This is a genomic window from Streptomyces sp. NBC_00775 (genome assembly GCF_036347135.1).
Taxonomy (GTDB): Bacteria; Actinomycetota; Actinomycetes; order Streptomycetales; family Streptomycetaceae; genus Streptomyces; species Streptomyces lutosisoli.
This window is the reverse complement of the sequence record NZ_CP108938.1, coordinates 7537332-7556176: the sequence shown is the minus strand read 5'-3', so window position 1 is coordinate 7556176 and position 18845 is coordinate 7537332. Positions and strand designations below refer to the sequence as shown.

19 protein-coding genes are annotated in these 18845 nt (G+C 71.3%); 12 read left to right on the top strand and 7 right to left on the bottom strand.

Features of this window, described 5'->3' with window-relative positions; genetic code table 11:
* The first annotated feature begins 59 nt into the window (after window positions 1-59).
* From OIC96_RS33595 to OIC96_RS33575, 5 genes are all read left to right on the top strand, one after another.
* Window positions 60-704 (top strand): HNH endonuclease family protein, encoded by a 645-nt coding sequence (locus OIC96_RS33595; RefSeq protein ID WP_330304260.1) that lies wholly within the window; start codon window positions 60-62, stop codon window positions 702-704.
* A 162-nt stretch (window positions 705-866) separates the two neighbouring features.
* Window positions 867-2543, top strand: coding sequence for an alkaline phosphatase D family protein (locus tag OIC96_RS33590; RefSeq protein ID WP_330304261.1), 1677 nt, complete (start codon window positions 867-869; stop codon window positions 2541-2543).
* Window positions 2544-2703: 160 nt separating this feature from the next.
* A complete protein-coding gene (locus tag OIC96_RS33585) occupies window positions 2704-4662 on the top strand; it encodes an FAD/NAD(P)-binding protein (protein ID WP_330304262.1) in 1959 nt (652 codons plus the stop codon).
* A gap of 86 nt (window positions 4663-4748) precedes the next feature.
* A complete protein-coding gene (locus tag OIC96_RS33580; protein ID WP_330304263.1) occupies window positions 4749-5204 on the top strand; it encodes a DoxX family protein in 456 nt (151 codons plus the stop codon).
* A gap of 234 nt (window positions 5205-5438) precedes the next feature.
* Window positions 5439-6062 carry a DedA family protein gene (locus OIC96_RS33575; RefSeq protein WP_327428358.1) on the top strand — a complete coding sequence of 208 codons (624 nt, stop codon included), beginning with the start codon at window positions 5439-5441 and terminating at the stop codon, window positions 6060-6062.
* Here the strand turns inward: OIC96_RS33575 and OIC96_RS33570 are convergent.
* Window positions 6059-6283, bottom strand: a complete 225-nt coding sequence (locus tag OIC96_RS33570; RefSeq protein ID WP_330304264.1) for a DUF2277 domain-containing protein — start codon at window positions 6281-6283, stop codon at window positions 6059-6061. The two genes, OIC96_RS33575 and OIC96_RS33570, sit on opposite strands and share 4 nt — an antisense overlap.
* Window positions 6284-6412: 129 nt before the next feature.
* Between OIC96_RS33570 and OIC96_RS33565 the strand changes: the two genes are divergently transcribed.
* Window positions 6413-7186: an MBL fold metallo-hydrolase gene (locus OIC96_RS33565; protein WP_330304265.1), complete on the top strand. Its 774-nt coding sequence runs from the start codon at window positions 6413-6415 to the stop codon at window positions 7184-7186.
* A 146-nt stretch (window positions 7187-7332) separates the two neighbouring features.
* Window positions 7333-8241 carry a ketopantoate reductase family protein gene (locus tag OIC96_RS33560; RefSeq protein WP_330304266.1) on the top strand — a complete coding sequence of 303 codons (909 nt, stop codon included), beginning with the start codon at window positions 7333-7335 and terminating at the stop codon, window positions 8239-8241.
* 9 nt (window positions 8242-8250) lie between these two features.
* Here OIC96_RS33560 and OIC96_RS33555 read toward each other — a convergent pair whose 3' ends face one another.
* The 3 genes from OIC96_RS33555 to OIC96_RS33545 all read right to left on the bottom strand — a co-directional run bounded on the left by OIC96_RS33555 (window position 8251) and on the right by OIC96_RS33545 (window position 10516).
* Window positions 8251-9204, bottom strand: a complete 954-nt coding sequence (locus OIC96_RS33555) for a LysR family transcriptional regulator (protein WP_330304267.1) — start codon at window positions 9202-9204, stop codon at window positions 8251-8253.
* A gap of 33 nt (window positions 9205-9237) precedes the next feature.
* The gene (locus OIC96_RS33550) at window positions 9238-9825 is read right to left on the bottom strand and encodes a hydrolase (RefSeq protein WP_330304268.1); all 588 of its coding nucleotides are present in this window, start codon (window positions 9823-9825) and stop codon (window positions 9238-9240) included.
* Between the two features lie 241 nt (window positions 9826-10066).
* Window positions 10067-10516: a MarR family winged helix-turn-helix transcriptional regulator gene (locus OIC96_RS33545; RefSeq protein ID WP_330304269.1), complete on the bottom strand. Its 450-nt coding sequence runs from the start codon at window positions 10514-10516 to the stop codon at window positions 10067-10069.
* Window positions 10517-10685: 169 nt separating this feature from the next.
* On the opposite strand from OIC96_RS33545, the gene OIC96_RS33540 reads away from it, so the two are divergent.
* Window positions 10686-11876: an MFS transporter gene (locus OIC96_RS33540; protein ID WP_330304270.1), complete on the top strand. Its 1191-nt coding sequence runs from the start codon at window positions 10686-10688 to the stop codon at window positions 11874-11876.
* Window positions 11877-11928: 52 nt separating this feature from the next.
* Here the strand turns inward: OIC96_RS33540 and OIC96_RS33535 are convergent, their stop codons facing one another.
* A complete protein-coding gene (locus OIC96_RS33535; protein WP_330304271.1) occupies window positions 11929-12603 on the bottom strand; it encodes a DUF4232 domain-containing protein in 675 nt (224 codons plus the stop codon).
* 406 nt (window positions 12604-13009) lie between these two features.
* On the opposite strand from OIC96_RS33535, the gene OIC96_RS33530 reads away from it, so the two are divergent.
* Window positions 13010-13948, top strand: coding sequence for a L,D-transpeptidase (locus OIC96_RS33530; RefSeq protein WP_330310073.1), 939 nt, complete (start codon window positions 13010-13012; stop codon window positions 13946-13948).
* A 226-nt stretch (window positions 13949-14174) separates the two neighbouring features.
* Window positions 14175-14507 carry a hypothetical protein gene (locus tag OIC96_RS33525; RefSeq protein WP_330304272.1) on the top strand — a complete coding sequence of 111 codons (333 nt, stop codon included), beginning with the start codon at window positions 14175-14177 and terminating at the stop codon, window positions 14505-14507.
* On the opposite strand, the gene OIC96_RS33520 is transcribed toward OIC96_RS33525, so the two are convergent.
* Window positions 14502-15098: a hypothetical protein gene (locus OIC96_RS33520; protein ID WP_330304273.1), complete on the bottom strand. Its 597-nt coding sequence runs from the start codon at window positions 15096-15098 to the stop codon at window positions 14502-14504. The two genes, OIC96_RS33525 and OIC96_RS33520, sit on opposite strands and share 6 nt — an antisense overlap.
* A 170-nt stretch (window positions 15099-15268) precedes the next feature.
* Window positions 15269-16720, bottom strand: coding sequence for a PucR family transcriptional regulator (locus OIC96_RS33515; protein WP_330304274.1), 1452 nt, complete (start codon window positions 16718-16720; stop codon window positions 15269-15271).
* A gap of 105 nt (window positions 16721-16825) precedes the next feature.
* Here OIC96_RS33515 and OIC96_RS33510 point away from each other — a divergent pair, with 105 nt between their 5' ends.
* Entirely contained in the window at window positions 16826-18361 is a 1536-nt protein-coding gene (locus tag OIC96_RS33510; RefSeq protein ID WP_330304275.1) for a purine-cytosine permease family protein, read from the top strand.
* 78 nt (window positions 18362-18439) lie between these two features.
* Window positions 18440-18841 (top strand): YybH family protein, encoded by a 402-nt coding sequence (locus OIC96_RS33505; RefSeq protein WP_330304276.1) that lies wholly within the window; start codon window positions 18440-18442, stop codon window positions 18839-18841.
* The last annotated feature ends 4 nt before the right edge of the window (window positions 18842-18845 follow it).

Below are 18845 nucleotides of genomic sequence, written 5' to 3'. Positions count from 1 at the left end.
GACGCCGCAAGCATTCCCTCGCTCGCACTCCAACGCCCCCACACCCCAAGGGAGTTCGCATGCCAAAGGTCTACGCGCGTCGACGGCTGAGCATACTCGCCGCCTTCACGGGCCTGATAGCCCTGGCCGGAGTTTTCAACGGCCCGACCGCCTCCGCCGCACTGCCCACCCCGGTCAGCGCCGCCACCGCCCGCACCTACCTCGCGTCCCTCGACGTCGCGACGGAGAGCCGCACCGGGTACAGCCGCGATCTCTTCCCGACCTGGATCACCATCAGCGGCACCTGCAACACCCGCGAGTACGTCCTCAAGCGCGACGGTACGAACGTCGTCACCAACTCCGCCTGCACGGCCACCAGCGGCAGCTGGTACTCGGTCTACGACGGCGCCACCTGGACCGCCGCGTCCGACCTGGACATCGACCACCTCGTGCCGCTGGCCGAGGCCTGGGACTCCGGTGCCAGCGCCTGGACCACCGCCCAGCGCCAGGCGTTCGCCAATGACGTGACCCGCCCGCAGCTCATCGCCGTCACGGACAACGTGAACCAGTCGAAGAGCGACCAGGACCCGGCCGAGTGGATGCCCCCGCTCAGCTCGTACGCCTGCACGTACGTCCGCGCCTGGGTCCAGGTGAAGTACTACTACGACCTCTCGGTCGACTCCGCCGAGAAGACCAAGCTGAGCTCGGTCCTCAGCGGCTGCTGACCGCGGGCCGCTGCCCCGCGGCTGCCCTGCGGCTGTCACCAATCGGCGGCAGCTCATCCGCTCCGGTCCCCCACCCCCCACAGAAACCGGCGCAGTTCCCGGAACCTCCCCGCTCACCTCCGTCGTTCCGTACCGTACGGGGCGACGGAGGAGGGTGATCACATGGCGGAGCTGCGCCTGGGACCGCTGCTGAGGTACGTCGACGGCTCGTCCGCGACCTTCTGGGTCGAGGCGAGCCGTCCGTGCGTCGTCGAGGTGCGATGCGACGGCGGGGCCCGCGGTGAGATGCGCACCTTCCAAATCGCGGGCCACCACTACGCGTTGGTGCCGGTGAGCGGACTGACGCCGGGCACGGCGACCTCGTACGAGATCCTGCTGGACGGCGCCACCGTCTGGCCGCTGCCCGACTCCCCCTTCCCGCCCTCGGTCGTCCACACCCCCGACGGGGACGCCGCCGTCCGCGTCACCTTCGGCTCCTGCCGCTGGGCCGCGCCTCCGGCGGACGAGAAGGATCCGGTGGGGCCCGACGCCCTGGACACCCTCGCGGCCCGCATCGCCGCGGCGCCCGACGGCGAACGCCCGGACGTACTGCTGCTGTTGGGCGACCAGGTGTACGCGGACGAGGTGTCGAGCGCGACCCGTGCGTGGATCGCCGCGCGCCGGGGTCTGGCGGACCCCCCGGGCAACCAGGTGGCGGACTACGAGGAGTACACCCGCCTCTACTACGAATCCTGGCTCGACCCCGAGATCCGCTGGCTCCTGTCCACCGTGCCCAGTTGCATGATCTTCGACGACCACGACGTCATCGACGACTGGAACACCAGCGCCTCCTGGCTCGCCGACATCCGCGCCACCCCGTGGTGGCGTGAGCGGGTGCTGAGCGGCCTGATGTCGTACTGGGTCCATCAGCACCTCGGCAACCTCTCCCCGCGCGAGCTGTCCGAGGATCTGCTGTACGCGGCGGTGCGCGAGACTCGTGACGGCACGGACGTCCTGCGCGCCTTCGCCGCGCACGCCGACACCGACCCCTCCTCCGTCCGCTGGAGCTACCGCCGCGACTTCGGCCGCACCCGCGTCCTCATGGTCGACACCCGCGCGGCCCGCGTCCTGGAGGAGCACCGCCGCGCGATGCTCGACCCGGGGGAGGCGCGGTGGCTCCGGGAGCAGGCGCTGGACGCGCCCGGTTCGTACGACCATCTCCTCATCGGCACCTCCCTGCCCTGGCTGCTGCCCCCGCTCGTGCACGACGCCGAGGCGTGGAACGCGGCCCTGTGCCGGGGGGAGCGGGGTGCGCGGTGGGCGCGGTTCGGGGAGGATCTGCGGCGGCGGGCCGATCTGGAGCACTGGGCGGCGTTTCCGGAATCGTTCGAGGCGTTGACGGAGTTGATCGCGGAGGCGGGGTCGGGGGCCGAGGCGCCGGCGACGGTGTGTGTGCTGTCGGGGGACGTCCACCACGCCTACATCGCCGAACCGTCCTGGCCCGATCCCGGCCGACGGCCCGACGCCCGGGTCGTCCAGCTGACCTGCTCCCCGGTCCACAACTCCATCCCGCTCTCCATACGCCTCGGTTTCCGCTTCGGCTGGAGCGCGCTGGGGCGGGCGATCGGGCACCGGTTCGCCCGGCACGGCGGCTGCGCGCACCCGGCCGTCGACTGGCGCAAGACCGGCGGGCCCTGGTTCGGCAACCAGTTGATGACGCTGACCCTGCGCGGGCGTTCCGCGTCGCTGCGGCTCGAACAGGCGCGGATCGTGCGCGGCGGCGGGGAAGGCGGGGGAGGCACGAGTGCCGGCAGCGCGCGGCTGGAGACCGTGGAAGAGTCCGAACTCACCCCGCAATAGGCCGATTCTGTACGGTTGTTGCGGGCGTTGCCCGCGTTGCCCCTGATGCTCGTGACGCATCCCACACCCGGCGCCGATCATCCGCTCCGGGGCTCGGCTCCCGCACCGTACGACGGCATGATGATGCGGACCGTCCGCTTCCAGCGGGCGTTTTGCTGCCATGCGCCCCACACGCCCGGGAGTCATACCTTTGTCCGCAGCGCCTTCCCCCTCGCCCGGGACCACCCATGTCTCCGTCGCCCTCGTCGGCGCGGGCCCGCGCGGCACCAGCGTGCTGGAACGCCTCTGCGCGTCCGCACCGGAGCTTCTCGCGCCGGGCGCACGGCTGACGGTGCACGTCGTCGATCCGGCGCCGCCCGGGCCCGGCCGCGTCTGGCGCACCGCGCAGTCCCCGCATCTGCTGATGAACACCGTGGCCTCGCAGGTGACCCTCTTCACCGACGAGAGCGTGGACTGCTCGGGGCCGATATGTCCGGGGCCGAGCCTGCACGCCTGGGCGGACGGCGAGTTGGGCCCCGACGACTATCCGACCCGGGCCCAGTACGGCCGCTATCTGGAGTGGGTCTTCCGCGAGGCGGTGCGCGCGGCGCCGGAAGCGGTGCGGGTCGAGGTGCACACCGCCCGCGCGATACGGCTCGACGACGCGTCCGACGGCCGCCAGACCCTCACCCTCTCCACCGGCCGCACCCTGTCGGGGCTCGCCGCCGTGGTCCTCGCGCAGGGCCATCTGCCGGTGCTCGCGGACCCCGCGGAGCAGCGCCTGGCCGCGTACGCCGAGCGGCACGGCCTGCGTCACATCCCGCCCGCCAACCCGGCCGACGTCGATCTCTCCCCGCTCGCCCCCGGCGAACCGGTGCTGCTGCGCGGTCTGGGCCTCAACTTCTTCGACCACATGGCCCTGCTGACCACGGGTCGCGGCGGCCGTTTCGTCCAGGCCGACGAGGGCCTGCGCTATCTGCCCTCGGGCAAGGAACCCCGGTTGTACGCCGGTTCGCGCCGCGGCATCCCGTACCAGGCGCGCGGCGACAACGCGAAGGGCCCGTACGGCCGTCACACCCCGCTCGTCCTCACCGACGACGCGATCTCCGGCTTCCGCAAGCGCGCGGACTCCGGTGACGCGCCCGACTTCCTGCGCGAGATATGGCCGTTGGTCGCCAAGGAGGTGGAAACGGTTTACTACGAGGGGCTGTTGAGGTGTGACTCGGATTTGAGTGACCTCAGTGATCCCAGGGATTTCAGGGACCGCTTCCTCGCCGTCCCGCACCACGGCCCCCAAGAGGCCGCCCTCCTCGACGAGTTCGGTATCGCGCCCGCCGACCGCTGGTCCTGGGACCGCATGTCACGCCCGTACGCCGGGCACTCCTTCACCGGCCCCGGCGCCTGGCGGACGTGGCTGCTCGGCCGGCTGCGCGAGGACGCCGAGCAGGCCTCGCTCGGAAATGTCGAGGGACCGCTGAAGGCCGCCCTCGACGTGCTGCGCGATCTGCGCAACGAGCTGCGGAGAATCGTGGACCACGGCGGGCTGTCGGGCGATTCGCGCCGGGCCCACCTGGACCGTTGGTATACGCCGCTGAACGCCTTCCTCTCCATCGGCCCGCCCCGGCGGCGCGTCGAGGAGATGGTCGCGCTGATCGAGGCGGGCGTCCTGGACGTCCTCGGTCCACGTCTTGAGGTGCGGGCGGAGGACGGGGCCTGGGTCGCGCACTCCCCCGACGTGCCGGGTTCGGTCGTACGAACGACGACGCTCGTGGAAGCGCGGCTACCGGAACCGGATGTGCGAAGGACCGCCGACGAACTCCTCGGCCGGCTGCTGAAGACGGGCCAGTGCCGCCCGCACACCGTCGACGGTTACGAAACCGGAGGACTGGACGTAACACCGCGCCCTTATCGTCTGATCGACCGTCAAGGCCGTTCGCACGCACGGCGGTTCGCGTTCGGGGTGCCCACGGAGGGCGTGCACTGGGTGACCGCGGCCGGGGCCAGGCCGGGAGTGGATTCGGTCACGCTTTCGGATGCCGACGCGGTGGCGCGGGCCGCGCTACGTGCGGCGATGGCACAAACGGAACCGCAAGCGGAATCAGACCCATGGCCGAATGTTGAACTTGCAAGTATTGATTAGGTTCGCCTAACGTTGATGACTCACTCGGTTCCGTCCCCACGATCCGGTCCCCCACGGACCGGACCCGACCGAAGGAGTCACCCCCCATGACCGGACGCCTCAACAGCGCCCAGCCCTACGCCATCGGCCTGTTCCGCATCGTCGTCGGCCTGCTCTTCGCCGTGCACGGCGCCGCTTCCCTCTTCGGCGTGCTCGGCGGCGCCGCGGGCACCAACGGCGGCACCATCGCCGCCGGCACCTGGCCCGGCTGGTACGCGGCCGTGATCCAGCTCGTCGCCGGCGCCCTCGTGCTGCTCGGCCTCGGCACCCGTGCCGCGGCGTTCATCGCGTCGGGCTCGATGGCGTACGCGTACTTCGACGTGCACCAGTCGATGGCCCTGTGGCCGATCCAGAACGGCGGCGAGCTCTCCGTGCTGTTCTGCTGGACCATGCTCCTGCTCGTCTTCACCGGCTCCGGCGCGCTCGGCCTCGACCAGCTGCTCGCCGGCCGCACGGCCCCGGCCACCGAGGACAAGCGGGCCTCCGAGCCCGTCGCGGTCTGATCCCTCGGCCCCGACAGCGCCCGCCCCCTCGCGCAGGGGGCGGGCGCTGTCGTGCTGCCGTACACCGTGCCCAGGTGTGGCTGAATGAACGTGATGTGAAAGACACATGAGCCCCCCGTGGATCTCCTGTCACACCCGCCGCGTACGCTGTATGGCTGTTACAGGCCGTCCCTGCCGCTCCCCGCGACATCGCGGCGTGGTCGTGCCTACGGGGGATTTCAGGGGAGTGTTTCGGTGCTGGAGAGTGTGGGGTCGCTGACGGGCAGCCCATGGATCTACGCGGCGGTGGCCGTGTCCGTTCTTCTTGATGTGTTCCTGCCGGTCCTGCCGAGCGGCGTCCTGGTCATCACGGCGGCCACGGCCGCGGCGGGCTCCGCCACCGGCGCCGTCGAGCACGCCGTGCCCGACATCCTGATGCTCACCCTCTGCGCCGCCACCGCCTCCGTCCTCGGCGACCTGGTGGCGTACCGCCTGGCCTGGCGCGGCGGCGAGCGTCTGGACCGCGCCATCGCCCGCTCCCGCCGCCTGACCAGCGCGCAGGAACGTCTCGGCGTGGCCCTCTCGCGCGGCGGCGGCGCCCTGGTCGTCCTCGCCCGCTTCGCCCCGGCCGGCCGCTCGGTCGTCTCGCTCGGCGCCGGCGCGGCCCACCGCCGCGTCCGCGAGTTCCTGCCCTGGTCCATCCTCGCGGGCCTGATCTGGGCCGTGTACAGCGTCGCCCTCGGCTACTTCGGCGGCCAGTGGCTGGGCGCGACCTGGCTCGCCACGGGGGTGTCGTTCGGCGCGCTGCTGGCGGCGGGCACGGGAGCGGCGTTCCTGATGCGCCGACCGGCGGTCCAGGAGTCGGCCAACCAGGCTTAGGCGCGCTGCGCGGCCCCGCGTACCTCCAGGCCGCCCAGCAGTTCGGCCGTGGCCTCCGCGATCGCCTCCACCGCCTGGTCGAAGACCTCGCGGTTGTGGGCGGCGGGGGCCCGGAAGCCCGACACTTTGCGGACGTACTGGAGAGCGGCGGCGCGGATCTCCTCCTCGGTGGCCTCGTCGGGGATCGCGGGCGGTCGGAGCGTCTTGATACTGCGGCACATACGTCCAGTCTCGCGCGTCCGCCGCCGTCCTGGCCCGGGAATTGGACCGGAATAGGACCGGCAGAGGACCGGCAGAGGACCGGGAATCGAACCGGGAATAGGGCCGCGCATCCGCCGATTGTGCAGAGCATGACCACTGTGAAGATCACTTACGTCGGCGGTCCGACGGCCGTCATCGAGCTCGGCGGGGTACGCCTGCTCACCGACCCGACCTTCGACGCTCCCGGCGACTACCCCATCGGCGCCCGCAAGCTGGTGAAGACGGCCGGACCCGCGCTCCAGGCCGCGGAGATCGGCGTGGTCGACGCCGTCCTGCTCTCGCACGACCAGCACCCGGACAACCTCGACACGTCGGGGCGTACGTATCTCGCGGGCGCCCCCGTGACCCTGTCGACGGCATCGGCGTACGACCGTATCGGCGCGCCGGTGCGGGCGCTGCCCTCCTGGGAGCACGTCGAGCTGCCGCGCCCCGACGGCGGCGTGCTGCGGGTGACTGCCGTGCCCGCGCAGCACGGCCCCGACGGCTCGGAGCCGATCGTGGGTGAGGTGACCGGCTTCGTGCTGTCCGGGGACGGGCTGCCCAAGGTGTACGTGAGCGGCGACAACGCCTCCCTGGACGTCGTACGTGACATCGCCGGCCGGGAGGGTCCGTTCGACGTGGCCGTGCTGTTCGCGGGCGCTGCCCGCACGCCGCTGGTGCCGGACGCCCCGCTGACCCTGACGAGCGACGACGCGGCGCGCGCGGCCGAGATTCTCGGCGCCGGCCATGTCGTGCCGCTGCACTTCGAGCACTGGGGCCACTTCACCCAGGACGGCTCCACGCTGACGAAGGCCTTCGCGGAGGCCGGGCTCACGGACCGGCTGCACCTGCTGGAGCCGGGGGCTTCCGTACAGCTGCCGTAACTCCTTCTCACCGCCTCAACTCCCTCATCACCCCAGTATTTCCTTGGGGTTGGGCAAGCTCTTCCGAGGATTGACTCGGATGTCCGCCCCTTGTGATCATCGCCGGGCCCTCGTTCGGGGGCTCCGGCGGCGAGAAGCGAGGAATCATGGCGAATGACCGGCTCACGGTGGCGGTACTGGGCCCGGGCGGTGTCGGCGGTCTGCTCGCCGCGCTCCTGGCGCGCGCCGGGCACCGGGTGATCTGCCTGGCCGGGGACGAGACCGCGCGGGCGCTGGCCGCGGACGGCATCCGGGTACGCAGCGAGCACTTCGGCGACTTCACGGCCCGGGTGGAGGCGGACACCGAGCTGCGCGAACCCGTCGACGCATGCCTGATCACGGTCAAGGCGACAGCGCTCGACGCGGCCCTGGAGCGCGTCCCCACGAAGGCGCTGGGCGACGCCGGCCTGGTCGTACCGTTCCTGAACGGTGTCGAACACCCGGCCGTCCTCCGCGAGCGCTACCGCCCCGAGCAGGTGGCCCCCGCGGTGATCCGGGTCGAGTCGGCTCGCGTGGCGCCGGGGCTGATCGAGCACGGCAGCCCGTTCGCGGAGGTCGACCTGACCGGCGACACCGTGCCCCGCGAACGGCTCGACGCGCTCGCCGGAGCCCTGGAGTGGGCCGGTGTACGCGTCCAGGTCAAGGACGACGAGGCGGCGACGCTGTGGGCGAAGATGTCGTTCCTCGCGCCGCTCGCCCTGCTGACGACGCGGTACGGGGTGCCGCTGGGCAACGTACGCACGCTGCACCGCGAGGAGTTGGTGGCACTGGTCGAGGAGACGGCGGCCGTCAGCCGTGCGAGCGGAGCCCCCGTCGACCCGGCGGCCGCCCTCGCCCGCTACGACGCCTTCCCGCCCGGCACCAAGTCCTCCATGCAGCGCGACGCGGAGACGGGCCGCACGCTCGAACTGGACGCGATCGGCGGGGCGTTGCTCCGCGCGGCCGAACGGTTCGGGGTTCCGGTGCCGGTCGCGAGCGGGCTGGTACGGGAGTTGGCGGGGACCACCGACAACTGACCTGCGCCTTCAGTCTCGTACGAACTCGGCGTCGGCGTCGGCGTCAGTGCCGGTGCCGGTGCCGGTGCCGGACTGCGTACGGCAGTGGTGGGTGACCGTGTCGGCGAAGGCGCGGGCCGGGGGTGACAGGGCGTCCCACTGGCGTACCGCCCAGCCGACGGTGAGGGGTGGCAGGGCGGGGATCGGGAGGAAGCGCAGGCCGGGGTGGCCGGGGCCGCGCAGGGTCGGCAGCGCGGGGACGACGGCGTGGCCGAGGCCGAGTTCGGCGAGCAGGATCGCGGTGTCCCAGTCGGCGACGCTGGTGTCGGAGGCGGCGGCCGGCACGCCCAACTCCCGGTAGGCGGTGTCGAGATGGGCCCGCGAGGTGGAGTTCTCGGGCAGCCCGATGAGCCGCAGCCCGGCCAGCTCCTCCCCCTCGACACGCTCGCGGGCCGCGAGTTCGTCGTCGGCGCGCACGGCGAGCACCCAGGGCAGTTCGACGGCGGCCCGCTGCTCGATACCGCGTACGGGTGGCCCGAAGGTGACCCACGCGAGATCGAGCCCGTGGTCGCCGAGCGCGTCGAAACAGCTCCGGCTGGAGCTCTCGGTCTGGAACTCCAGGGTCACCTGCGGATACCGCCGCCGGAAGTCGACCACCGCGTCGGCCATGAAGTGCCGCACGGTGGCACCACCGGTGGCGACGCGCACCACGCCGCCGCCCCCGCGCACCATCTCGTCGAGCCGCCGCAGCGCGAGGTCGAGCCCGGATATGCCCTCGGCGGCGGCCCGCTCCAGCACCCGCCCGGCCCGCGTCGGCACGACGCCCCGCGCCTGCCGCTCGACGAGTCCGACCCCGACCTCCCGCTCCAGCCGCCGTACATGCTGGCTCACCGCCGACTGGGTGCAGCCCAGCTCCCGGGCCACGGCACTGAGGCTCCCGGCCCGGCAGACGGCGACGAAGACACGCAGATCATCAAGGGTCACGGGGCCCAAAGTTACTGGGACCGGGGTGGGGGCTCAGCCGTGGGTCTTGGCCAGCAGCTCGACGATCTCCGCGGTCGTGCCGGTCTCGCCGAGGCGGGGGAAGATCCGCTCGACGCTGTTGCGGTGGGTCTCGATGTCGATGTCGGACATGGCGTCGGTGGCCAGGGTGACGTGGTAGCCGTGTTCGTGGGCGGCACGGGCGCTGGACTCCACGCCGATGCTGGTGGCGATGCCGGCCAGCACGATCTGGGTGATCCCGCGGCGGCGCAGCTGCAGGTCGAGGTCGGTGCCGTAGAAGGCGCCCCAGTTCCGCTTGGTCACAGTGATGTCCTCGGGGTGCCCGGCCAGTTCGTCGACGAGGACGTCCCAGCCCTCCGGCCAGGTCCGGGAGCGGCTGCCGCCGTCGATCCGGCCGGGCGTGGCGTCCGCTCCGTCGGCGGCGGCGGTGACCCGCACGAGGACCACGGGGAGGCCCACGCCACGGAAGGCGTCGGCGAGCCGGCTCGCCCGCGTGACGACCTCGGCGGCGGGGTACGGGGCGAGGCCCGGGTTCCCGACGATGCCGTTCTGCAGGTCGATGAGGACGAGGGCGGTACGGGGGTCGAGCGTGGTGACAGCCATGGTCAGGCCTTCCGGAGGTTCGGGGGGTTCAAGGGGGTTCGGCGGTTGAGGTCGCAAAGGGATCGGTCGAGGCGGGCGCCCACGAGGAGCAGGACGGCTCCGGCGAACGCGAGACGAGGGCCAGGCGATGCAGGCCGCCGATGTCGGCGCGCCGTGCGTGGGCCGGCGGGGGCGGCGGGAGCGGCGGGGCCGCGCGATGACGCGATGCGCTGCTGGAGCCGGCCTCGCGGGGCGGCGGGTGTCAGGGCCGGGTGAGCCGTTCCAGTACGGCCATCGCCTCGATGACGGTCTGCCGCTCGGCTTCGATGCACTGATCCTGGAAAGCCCGGGCCAGCCACTCCTCACGGGCCTGCCGCGTGCCCTCGACGCGCTCACGCCCGGCGTCGGTCAGGGTGACCAGCTGACGCCGGCCGTCGCGGGGATCCGGGTTGCGCTCGATCAGCCCGTGCTGGTCGAGCGCGGCGAGGACGGCGGCCATCGACTGCGGGCGGACCCCCTCGGTGGCCGCGAGCCCACTGGCCGTGGCGGCCCCGCTCTTGCTGACCAGCGTCAGTGCGGACAACTGGGACGGCGTGAGTTCCTCCGTCTCGGAGACCTCCCGGATCCGCCGGTGCAGCAGACCGAACGCCACCCGCAGATCACGCGCGGCGCGACCGGCCGACTCGGAGACACCCTCGGTGCTCTGATCCATACCCCCACGCTAAAACCTTCAGCCCAGACTGTCCAGTCCAGACTGAACAGTTTGACCTACACAGCTTGACCTGCACAGTTTGGCCTGCACAGTTTGAACTGCGTGTCTGCCCGGCGCGCCGGGCAGACAGGGCAGGGCCGGGGCGGTGTGCGGGGTTACCGTCGGCGGCATGGACGGTGATCGCCGAGGGTGGCGCCAGTGTTTGCTCGGCGGGGCGGTGTTCGCCGTGTGCATGGCCGGCACCACGCTGCCGACCCCGCTCTACGGCCTCTACCAGGAGAAGTTCGGGTTCTCCGAGCAGACGGTCACCGTCGTGTACGCCGTGTACGCCTTCGGGGTCATCGGCGTGCTGCTGCTCGCGGGCAACGCCTCGGACTCCGTGGGCAGGCGTCCGGTGCTGCTGTGGGGCCTGGGATGCGCGGCGGCGAGCGCCGTCTGCTTCCTGTGCGCCACCGGGCTGGGCTGGCTGTATGCGGGGCGGCTGCTGTCGGGACTGTCCGCCGGTCTGTTCACCGGGGCTGCCACGGCGTACGTGATGGAGCTGGCCCCGTCCGGCGGCGCCTCCCGGGCCACGTTCGTGGCGACGGCCGCCAACATGGGCGGGCTGGGGTGCGGTCCGCTGCTCGCCGGAGTGCTCGCGCAGTACGCTCCCTGGCCGCTGTACCTGCCGTTCGTCGTGCATCTCGCCCTGGTGGCCTGCTCGGCCGCCGTCCTGCTGCGGCTTCCGGAGACCGTACGCGAGCGGCGGCCGCTGAGTACCGTACGGCCGCAACGGCCCGGCCTGCCCCCGCAGGTGCGGGCGGTGTTCGCGCCGGCGGCGATCGCCTCGTTCGTGGGGTTCGCGTTGTTCGGGGTGTTCACCTCGGTCAGCCCGGCGTTCCTCGCACAGTCCCTGAACGTGCACAACCACGCCGTGAGCGGGCTGGTCGTCGCACTGGCCTTCTTCGCCTCGACCGCCGGGCAGCTGGCCGTCGGCCGGGTCGGGGTGGGGCGATCGCTGCCCCTGGGCTGCGCCGGACTCCTCGCCGGGCTGGCGCTGCTCGCGGGCGCGCTGCGGTGGGATCTGTTCCTGCTGGTGGTGCTGAGCGCGATCGTCGGCGGGGGCGGGCAGGGGCTGGCGTTTCGCGGGGCACTGTCCGCGGTGGCCGACGCGTCTCCCGCGGACCGGCGCGCGGCGGTGATCTCGACGCTGTTCGTGGTGGCTTACGCGGGTATCTCGGTGCCGGTGATCGGCGTAGGGGTACTGGCGGTTCATATCGGTCTGGAGGACGCGGGTCTGGTGTTCATCGCGTGCATGGCCGTCCTGGTCTCGACCGCGGCCGTCTACCTGCTCCGGCGGCCGGTACCGGCGAGGACGTGAGCGCGCGGGGACGGCCCGTTCCGGACCGTCCCCCCGTCCCACCCGTTGCGACTCACTTCGACGTGATGAAGTCCAGGGCATAGCCGGAGGCCGTCGTCCAGTAGGTGACAAGCTGACCGTCGTCCGCGTACACCGTGTCGACGGGGATGGGGACGTCGATCGGGTCGCCCGCCTTGCTGCCGAGCCGGCTGCTGTGGAGGGTGAGGGTGATGCTGTTCGCCTCGTACTCGTCCATGGCGCCGCCGGCGACAAGCAGAGCGGCGTACGCCTCGTCACCCGGAGCGAGGGTCACGGGCTTCCCCGAGTCCGGGTCGCTGTCCTTGATCACGGGGGTCGTGCCCTTGGCGTCGCCGATCTTCACGTAGGGATAGTGGTAGACGTTGCACGTCTTGTCGCCGGCGTTCTGGACGGTGAGGAGGAGGTGCCTGGCTTCCTTGCTGTCCGCGGGCTCCTTCGTGGCGGAGACCGCGAGGTCTTCTCCGGTGCAGGCGGCGATGGTGCCGCTGTCACCGTTCCCGCCGCCGTTGCCGTCGCTTCCGCCGGTGTCGCCCGAACTCCCGCTCGGCGTCGCCGAAGCCGTCCCACCCGGCGTCGCCGAATTCGTCGCGCTCGGGTGGTCCGAAGGCTTGGCGTCATCCGAGCCCGTGGTCGAGCCCGGCTCACACGCCGTGGACGCGAGCAGCGCGGCGGCCGTCGCGGCCCCGAGGACGTAGGACTTCCAGCTCATGCGTCTCTTGCGGGCAGCAGCATTCATGGTGTTCCCCCGTTGTCGGCCGTACGCGGCCGTTGTCGACTCTCGATAGCAAGCGCAGTCTGCAAGACGAATCCCCCTCACCTCGCCTGCCTCGTACGCCTGTTACCGATCGATTACAGGGAAGCCACGCTTCCGCCGGAAGACCACGGTCTGCCGCCAAGGGATCACCAGGGTTGTCCTGTGCCGTCGACTGTTGAGCGCTTGCCATCGGCGTTCGAGTGACGTGGATCACTAAGGATCTACGTGCCGCATGCAACTGCGACCCCTGCCGTCACTGTCTGACAGAGAGGCGGGCCCGTCAGGGGCGGGGAGCGAGAGAGCGGGGCAGATCGTGGGACGGCGCAAGGGCGGCATAGGGGTCACACTCGTCACGGTCGCGATGCTGGTGGGCACGAGTGCCTGCGGCGGGAACGGCAGCGACAAGGCGAGCGGGGACGACGCGAAGGCGCCGGGCAAGGCGAGCGCGAGTGCCTCGCCGTCACCGACGAAGCCCGCGGGCCCGCCGATGCTGCTGGACACGATCACCCCGCAGACGGGAGCCACGGTAGGCGTGGCCATGCCGGTCTCCGTGATCTTCACGAACCCGGTGGCGGCGAAGGCGCGGGCCACGGTCGAGAAGCACATGAAGGTGAGCGCCTCGCAGCCGGTGGCCGGCGCCTGGCACTGGATGGGCGACAAGCGCGCCGACTGGCGACCGAAGACGTACTGGCCCGCCAACACGACGGTGAAGATCGACGCCGACATGACGGGCGTCAGCAACGGCAACGGACGCTACGGCGTGCACGCCTACACGCACACCTTCAAGATCGGCGACGACGTGCGCGCGGATGTCTCGGTGACCGGCCACACCATGAAGGTGACCCGGAACGGCGAGGCGGTACGCACCCTGTCGATCAACGCGGGAAGCGCCGAGTATCCGACGTGGAACGGCACGATGGCCGTCATCGACAAGCAGGAGAAGGTCCACATGACCTCCTGCAGCGTCGGCATCAGCTGCGACAAGGGCAGCGCCAACTACTACGACCTGACGCTGCCTTGGGACGTCCACCTGACCCAGTCCGGCACGTACGTGCACTATTCGACCGGTGACCCCACTCCGGGCAGCGGCAGCGCCCGCGGTTCGCACGGCTGCGTCCATCTGTCGCTGTCGGACGCCAAGTGGTTCTACGGCCAGGTCAAGCAGGGCGACCCGGTCACCATCACCGGCTCCTCCCGCGCCAAGGCCCCGGCCGACAACGGCTACGCCGACTTCAACCTGGGATGGGACCAGTGGCTCGCGGGCAGCGCGTCCGGGGAGCAGACGACCGCGACGCTGTGACGCGCTGCGGCGGCGACACCGGTCAGGGGCACCTGCCCAAAACGGACCTCCCAACAGGCCGCCAGAGACCGCCGAACCTGTCCGCCATCCTCGACTGAGCGGCTCAGTTGGCCCGCGTGGCCAACTGAGCCGCTCAGTGTCCAACTGGGCTGCCCAGTCCCACCCGTTCGCGTGAAGTCCCGGAAGGAACTCGCATCCCAAAATCGAACAGGCGTAGCATTGCCGCGTGGCTGCGACCTATGACTTTCCGAGTGACCTCCTGGCTGGTCAGGAGGAGCTGCATCAGGTCCGGGCCGAGCTGCTGGACCTGCTGAAACGGCTCCCCTGGTCAGTGGAGCCGCTCGACGGATTCAGTGACGCGGGCGGCTGGCGCAAGGTGGAGCGCCCCGCCTCCCCCGGCTGGACCGCCGACGAACAGGCCGAGGTGGAGAAGCTCCGCCAGCGGGAGCGCGAGCTCGCCGTGTTCGTGACCTGCCATCGCTTCTGGTCGGAGGTCACGCCCCCGGAGAAGGTCGACGCCCGCATGAAGCTGAAGCACGCGCACGAGGACCCGTCATGACCGTTCGACGTCCGTGAACGGGGCGTCGGGCTCCGGGCCGAGAATGGTCGGCCAGGCGTAGCGGCGGACGATCGGAAGCCACGTGTGCAGGTCTCCCATGGTGACGCCGTCCATGTCAGTGGTCGCGCCGTCGGTGGTCGCGCCGTCGGTGGTCGCGCCGAGGAAAAGGGCCAGCCGGTGGGCCTCCGACGCCGTCGAACGTGGCGCTATGTCCTCCTCCAGCCAGTCGGTGACGGTGACTCCGGGATCGGCGCCGTGGATGGCTGTCGGTACCGTCGTGGGAAGTCCGGTCGCCATCGCGGTCAGCAGCATCAGGTGTGTCGTCGTCCTGTCCGTCAGACGGCCTTGGAGCCCCGGATCGATGAGCACACGCGCCTTGACCACCCGGTACACGTTCAGGAATCGCTTGGCCCGCCGAGGCGACGAACCGAGCAGCGGCGCAATGGTTTTGATCAGCTCCAGTTCGTCCGGGCCGAGGGTGAGCGCGGCCGCGGCGACGATCGAGTCGCGTGTGCCGGCGCTTACTGGCGCGGCCGCGAGCCATCGGCGCTGACAAGCCGAGCCGAGCCGAGCCGAGCCGAAAAAGATCAAGGCCCAGGTCTCCGGGTTGTCACCCGCCCGCCCGGGCCTCTCTCGCTCCTACCCCCGGGCGTTTGCGGCGGCGGCAGCACGCCATCGCGCCGACGGCACAGCCGCGCGAAGCGGCGTACGAAGATCCCCGGGCGCGTTCCGGTTCATTCCCCGGCCCGCCACGAGCCCGCTCAGCCGGTGAGGCCCAGTGCCCCCGCTGCCTGGATCGCCAGCCAGACCTCGGCCAGGGCCCCCGTCGACGTCAGGTCACGATCGGTGAGAGCACTGAAGCGGCGCAGCCGGTAGGCGAGGGTGTTCGGGTGGATGTGGAGCGCCGCCGCGGCCGTCTCGGTACGGCGGTCGCGCTCCATCCAGGTGCGGGCGGAGACCAGCAGCTGCGAGTCATGGGCCTCGTCGTAGCGCAGGACCTCGCCGAGCACGTGCTCGACCAGTGCGGTCAGGACGGCGGGGTCGTCGGGCAGCCACCGGCCCGTCGAGTCGTCGCCGTACCGGACGACGGGGCGGCCCGACTCCGCGGCCTTGGAGACTGCCCAGAGCGCCTCGCGCTGGGCGACCTTCAGTGCGGCGCCAGGAAGGAAGGGGCGGCTCATCCCGGCTGCCACGTCCGGCAGCTCACCGACGGCCGCCGCCAGTTCCGGCGCCCCCAGGACGTAGCGGTCCTCACCCCGGGTGAGCAGCAGATGAGGACGCTCCTCCAGGCAGCACAGCAGCGCCTCGTCGGTGGTGTTGCGCACCACGAGAAGCACGGTGTCGCCCTCGATCGCGTGCCGGGCGAGCCGGCGGCGCGCCACCTCCGGGTCGAGCACCTCCTGCAGCAGCTCGGCCAGCGTCTCCGCGCCCTCGCGGCGCAGCGTCTCGCGCTCGTTGCGCACCATCGCCAGCCGCAGCGCCGCCACGGTGGCGATGTGCTGGGCGACGGCGAGTCCCGCGGGCTGGGCGCCCTGACGCTCGTACGCGACGAGAAAGCCCGCCGGGCCGCCGGGCGCGGGCACCGGGAGGACGAATCCGCCCGGGATCGTCGGTGGAGCGTCGACGGAAGCGGGCAGGACACCCGGATCCGGCGCGGGAACGCCGGGCAGCAGCGGACGGCCCTGGGGCGTGCAGAGGTAGACGTCGTAACCCGACAGGCCTTCGAGACGGCGCAGCAGCGCCGGTGTGTCGAGGTTCTCGGCGACCAGCCAGCGCAGCGCGCCGAAGACCTGGAGCTGCGCGCCCAGCCGGTGCCGGGCGTCCTCCTGGACCGAGGCCGCGACCTCCTGGGCGACAGCGATGAACGGGACGGCGAGCGGCACTTCGAGGACCGGGAAACCGCGCTCCTCCGCCGCCCGGAAGAACGCGTCGTGCAGCGGGGGCATGTGCAACTGCGCGGAGAGCGCGAGAGCGGACACCCCGGCGTCGTCCAGCCGCTCCAGATAGGCGCGCTGCCCGGCCGCGTCAAGAGGGACCGCCAGACCCGTCGTCATGATCACCTCGGCGCCCAGGAGCCAGGGCGTCGGATCGGCGAGCTCGCTGGCGTGCGCCCAGGAAACGGACCGGTCCAGACCGCCATGGCCGGCCTTCACGGAGAGCTGGAGTGCCGGGAAGGAGAGCAGATCCTTGACGGTGAGTTTGTCGCTGGCCACAAAAGAAAGTGTACGGCTCTGTGACGGACACAATTGTCGATATTCGTGCAGTGGGCACACACTGTCGAGACCGCGTCCTAACGATGAACGGAAGGTGGAGCGCCCGTGACAACCTCGATCACCGAAATCGAGACCTATGGTGTCGAGCGGATCCCGGACGAGGACCGCACAGCCCGCCCGATCGATCTGTTCCGGCTCGCTTTCGGCGGCGCCAACACCTTCGCGACCTGTGTGCTGGGCGCGTTCCCGATCCTCTTCGGGCTCTCCTTCTGGCAGGGTCTCGCGGCAACCGTCCTCGGCCTCGTCGCGGGTGCGCTGCTGCTGGCCCCGATGGCACTGTTCGGCCCCGCCAACGGCACGAACAACGCCGTCGGTTCCTCCGCGCACCTGGGCGTGCACGGCCGGGTCGTCGGCTCGTTCCTCTCCCTGCTCACCGCCGTCGCGTTCTTCTCGATCTCGGTGTGGTCCTCGGGAGACGCGCTCGTCGGCGGCGCGCACCGGCTCGTCCACGTCCCCGAGTCGGACGTCACCTACGGCATCGCGTACGCGATCTTCGCCGGGCTCGTGCTGGTCGTCTGCATCTACGGTTTCCGGTTCATGCTGCTGGTCAACAAGATCGCGGTGATGGCGGCGTCGGCCCTCTTCGTGCTCGGCGCCTTCGCCTTCGCGGGTGACTTCGACCCCGGTTACGCGGGATCCTTCGCCTCCACCGCCGACCCGCTGTTCTGGCCGTCGTTCATCGGCGCCGCGCTGATCGTGCTCTCCAACCCGGTCTCCTTCGGCGCGTTCCTCGGCGACTGGTCCCGCTACATCCCGGCCGGGACCTCGCGCCGCCGGGTGATGGGGGCCGCGTTCCTCGCCCAGATCGCCACCCTGCTGCCGTTCCTCTTCGGCCTGGCCACCGCGTCGATCATCGCGTCGAAGGCCTCGAAGTACGTCGACCCGGCCGCCCCCAACTACGTGGGCGGACTGCTCGCGATCTCGCCCGGCTGGTACTTCCTGCCGCTCTGCCTGATCGCCCTGATCGGCGGCCTCTCCACCGGCACGACGTCCCTGTACGGCACGGGGCTCGACTTCTCCAGCGTCTTCACGCGCTTCAACCGCGTCCAGGCCACCTTCTTCATCGGCGCCCTGTCCATCGCCTTCATCTTCGTCGGCCGCTTCGCGCTCAACCTCGCGCAGTCCATCTCCACCTTCGCCACGCTGATCATCACCTGCACCGCACCGTGGATGGTCGTCATGACGCTGGGCTATGTCACCCGGCGCGGCTGGTACGACGCGGACGCGCTGCAGGTCTTCAACCGCCGCCAGCGCGGCGGCCGCTACTGGTTCACCCACGGCTGGAACTGGCGCGGCATGTCCACCTGGCTCGTCTCGGCCGTCGTGGCGCTCCTCTTCACCAACCTGCCCGGCCAGTTCGTCGGCCCGCTCGGCAACCTCGCGGGCGGTACGGACATCTCGCTGCCGGTCGGCCTCGCCCTCGCGGTCGTGCTCTACCTCGCCCTGCTCACTCTGTTCCCCGAGCCGCGCGACGTGTACGGACCGGCCGGACCCCGCTTCGTCCGGGCCTCGGACGCTCCCGTGCCGCCGATCACCGGCGGCACCGACGAGACCGTCACCGAGCCCGCGATGGCCCTCTGAGGCCTCGCCGTCACCCCCGTAACCGACCACCAGGCATTCCGGCCCCGCCCGCCGAACGCCCGTGACCAGGAGTTGCGCATGAGCACCACCACCGTCCAGGAAATCCGTGCCGCCGCGGACGCCCTCGTCGCCGCTTTCGCCGAGGGCCGCCTCGACGACTACTTCGGCGCTTTCGCCCCGGACGCGACCTTCATCTTCCACACCACCCCGCAGCGGCTCGGCTCCACGGCCGAGTACCGCGCGCTCTGGCAGCAGTGGGTGGAGCAGGACGGCTTCCGCATCCTCGGCTGCACCTCGTCCGCACAGCTGATCCAGCACTTCGGCGACACGGCCGTCTTCAGCCATGACGTCGAAACCCGGGTCGCCACCAACGCCGGCGAGGAGACGGTCCAGGAGCGGGAGACCATCGTCTTCGCCCGCGCCGACGACGGCGGCTGGACGGCCGTCCACGAGCACCTTTCCGCCCGTACCGCCGCCTGACCAG